The organism is Tateyamaria sp. ANG-S1 (assembly GCF_000814025.1).
In the GTDB taxonomy this organism is placed as follows: domain Bacteria; phylum Pseudomonadota; class Alphaproteobacteria; order Rhodobacterales; family Rhodobacteraceae; genus Tateyamaria.
Genome location: NZ_JWLL01000018.1, coordinates 1 through 3428, shown reverse-complemented (window position 1 = coordinate 3428; position 3428 = coordinate 1). Strand labels below are relative to the sequence as shown.

Annotated in this window: 1 protein-coding gene; it reads right to left on the bottom strand. The window is 57.4% G+C overall.

All coding sequences use genetic code 11. The annotated features are described in order from the left end of the window. A partial coding sequence (locus tag RA29_RS23340; protein WP_039689521.1) for a calcium-binding protein occupies positions 1 to 3200 on the bottom strand: 3200 nt, incomplete at its 3' end. Between the last annotated feature and the right edge of the window lie 228 nt (positions 3201 to 3428).

Genomic DNA, 3428 nt, shown 5'->3' with positions numbered 1-3428 from the left:
CCCAAAAGCGTGTCATTGCCGTTTGCTCCGACAAGACGGTCGTTGCCACCGCGCCCATCAAGTAGCGCATCGATGCCGTTACCAGACATCAGGGTGTCGTTGTCATCGCGTGATCCGCGGACCGCTTCAACACCTGTGAAGGAATGCGTGAACGCCTCGCCGCGCCAAACGCCTGAGGCCGTGCCTGCCTCGAGGTCCACGGTGACGGCTTCGACTTGGTTGCGGTCATAGCGCAGCAGGTCAAAGCCCTCGCCCGCATCCAGCGTGTCCATGCCGCGCTCCAGGATAAACCGCTCATCCCGGTCGCTGCCGGTGATGGAGTCACTGAGCTGGCTACCGCGCAGTTCGGTCAGGTTCTCCAGACCCGTGATCGTGTCTTGATCGCCATAACCATCCTGGATGATCCCAGTATTTAGGTCGGCTACAATCCCATTGGTTGCAGCGCCGTCGCGATAGTCTAGACGGATTGTGCCCCCGGTCCCGTTAAGCAAGTTGAAAGTATCATCCCCTTCCGTCCCGAGCAGGCCCAGGAACCCATTGTCAGCCTGGGTGATATTGAACGTGTCATTTCCGCTGCCACCGAGCACGAACATCCCGCCTTCAGGTGCGATGATCACGCTGCGCCCACCCAGCACTGTGGTAGTGCCGTCGGTGCCGTTCACGATGTTGAAAATGTCATTCACGACATCCACGGTAATAGTAGCTGGACCTGTCCCTTCCTGCACCGCGATATCAGCAAAGCTGGTGGCATTGGTCAGATCGACAGTGTCATTACCAAGCCCAGTAATGATGAAATCAAAGAAGCTTTCTGAAGATACGATGAACAGGTCGTCTCCCAAGCCCCCCTCGAGCTGGTTTTCGCCGCCACCTCCGTTCAGCGTATCGTTGCCGGCAAGGCCGACGATACGGTCATCTGCTGCGCCACCGACCAGATTGTTGTCGTTCTCGTCCCCAAAAATATCACCACCGCTGGCCAATGCCTGCAGTTGGGCAAAGGTGAGCGAGCTGCCATTGTTGAATTGGATAATTTCAACGGTGTCTTCGATAAAGTCAAAGCCTTGACTGGACTGGACATCCAAACCATTGCCCGTGGTGGTCACAGTGATGCTGTTTACATCTGCGAAAATGATGGCGGTATCGGTGCCGTCGCCTCCCAGGAATTCATCGTTGCCCTGACCACCTTGCAAGGTGTCGTTGCCGTCATTGCCTTCAAGGCGGATATTGTCGATACGCCCCGCTGCATCAATGAAGTCATTGAAAACGGACCCTTGGACCTGGTTGATCTGCAAAAGAGTGTCAGTGTTGCCAAACGTGTCGAGCACGGTGCCGACGGCTGTGGCCTGATTGCCTGAGCCCAGATTGGCGGTGATACCGCTGGTTCCGCCTTCATAATGTTCGTTGTTGTAGCCGACCTGTGCATCGCCGCCGCCACCATCGATGGTATCGTTGCCTGCGTTACCCTCAAATCCTTCCCAGCGGTTTTCGGCGGCGCCAGTGATCATGTCCGCATCCTGCGAGCCCTGGAAATAGTGGATAAAGGTGAACGTGTCGTTCACCCGACCGTCACCTGATACAACGGTGCCTGTGCCGTTGAGCCCGGACGTGATGGTCAGGCCACCAATGCCACCAATATTGGCATAGCTGATGTCGGCCCCTTCGCCTTCTGCCCAGTGCCCGGCATGGCCCAGGATCGTGTCGTTGCCCAAGCCAGCGCGAATGAAATCGCCAAACCCTTGCGTACTGGCATCTCCGCCCGAGGCATCCAGCAGGTCATTGCCATCATCGCCGTAAAGCGTATCGCGCCCGTCGCCGCCACGCAGGGTATCGTTGCCTTCATCGCCCTCGAGCCGGTCATTGCCTGCGCCACCGATAATGCTGTCATCGCCGCCGCGCCCTTCCAGCTGCTCGTCCGCGCCGGATCCGGTCAACGTGTCGTCGCCCTGGCGCGAGCCGCGGATATGTTCGATTGAGATCAGCGTATCGGTAAAGCCGATCCCGTCCCAGGTGCCTGTCGCTGTACCTGCGCCCAAATCTACGTTGACCGCGTCCACGCCCGATCGATCATAGCGCACCCGGTCGAACCCGCCGCCGCCATTGACGGTGTCATCGCCCTGTTCGGTGATGAAGCTTTCGTTCCGGTCCGATCCGGTGATGCTGTCATTGTTGTCGGTGGCCCGGATTTCCAGCCGTCCGTCGCCGCCCAGGATGTTGATCGTGTCCTGCCCACCGAAGCCGTCATTGCTGACGATGCCGGTGCTGAGGTCCACGATAAGGCCCGCTGACGGGACGCCAGATGCGGGGGTGGTGAATGACCCTTGGTGGTAGCTGAGCCGGGCGCCGCTGTTCAGCGTGAGGTTGAACGTGTCATTGCCTTCGTTGCCGCGCAGGTCGAACCAGCCGTCTGCGGTGTTGGTGACATTGAAGACGTCATTGACCTCGCTGCCTTCGAGCCCGAGCCCGTCGGCTTCCATGATGCGGCGCGGGTCGATTAGGGTCGTGGTGAACCCTGTGCCCGTCACGGTGCCGGTATTGGCCACTGCGTCGACGTTGAAGGTGACGGCCCCGTCAACGAAATCCTCGAAATCGAGCCCCTGGAACGAGGTACTGGACACACCCGAAAAATCGATCGTGTCATTGCCCAGCGTGATCTCGATATTGTCACCGTCAAATCCGCCATTGTCGGCGCCTGCATCGATGAAGTCGTTGCCAACACCGCCAAAGAGCTCGTCGAAAAACCCGGAACCCCGTATTGTCACGGGCTGGGTGATCAGGGGAACGAGATCAAAGTCCAAGAGTTCGAACATGTCCAGCCCGCCCTGGGCCATACTGGCATCGACAGTGATCGGGCCACCTGCATTCAGCAGGTTAGCAATGGGCTGCAGATTGTCAGAGGTTACCGCATCCAGGGCTGCAACCAAGGTCACGAAATCCCAATTGATCCCGGTGACTGTCCCTTCCAGTACGGTTCCGTTTGCGCTCGACATCGACAGGCCTGTCACGGTGCCTGCGATAGGCTCTTGCGCGCTGGAAAAAGCAAAGCCCGATCCGGTGACGGTGGTCGTGATCCCGGTGTCAGGGTTGGTCGCAATGACAGTGGTCGATGAGGCAAACAGGATATCGATCTCAAATGAGTCATTATTCCGAAAAAATGCATCACCAAAAAAGCCGGTATTAGTCCCGATAAGTGTGAATGTGGTCATGATCTATCCCCCGAAGTTCAATGCCTGATACAATGCATGTCTGAGCTGCTTTTGAATGTTTTATGATGCAGTGTAATTGGCGCAATCCATATTACCCTACGGAACCGTAGGATATGCGTGCAAGACCAATTTTTGGGAGGAGCGGCTTTTTAGGGATGATGGACGGAGGTCGATCAGTGCACATCTTTGGCACAGCCTTAAAAGCCCCGCCTCACCCCAGCAAATCGA